1 protein-coding gene is annotated in these 417 nt (G+C 73.9%); it reads right to left on the reverse strand.

The genetic code is table 11. The features are described 5' to 3' along the window. On the reverse strand, window positions 1–417 hold a 417-nt coding region (locus tag E4T88_RS18990), incomplete at both ends, for a 2-isopropylmalate synthase (protein ID WP_221411829.1).

Below are 417 nucleotides of genomic sequence, written 5' to 3' on the forward strand. Positions count from 1 at the left end.
GTTGCCCCGGCCCTGCAGCGTCTGGCGCACGCCGTCGATCGTCACGTCGAGCGCGATGCCCTGCCCGTCTTCCTCCAGCCGCTGGCCGTGCAGCGTGAGCGTGCCGGGGGCCGCGCCGCCCGGGGCCCGGCCGTGGGCCGGCCCGATGTAGTGCTGCTCGAAGAGGCTCCAGAGCGCGCCGCCGTCCATCTCGCCTTCGCTCGTGTCGGTCGCGCGCTGCACCACGGCGCTGAATTCCACCTGCAGGCGGCGCGGCATCACCACGCCGCGCTCGCGCTCCAGCAGGAAGGCGATGCCGCCCTTGCCCGACTGGCTGTTCACGCGGATCACGCTGTCGTAGGTGCGGCCGAGGTCGGCCGGATCGATCGGGAGGTAGGGCACTTCCCAGAGGCCCGCCGGGTCCTGCGCGGCGAAGCC

The organism is Dysgonomonas mossii, from assembly GCF_004569505.1.
Lineage (GTDB): Bacteria > Bacteroidota > Bacteroidia > Bacteroidales > Dysgonomonadaceae > Dysgonomonas.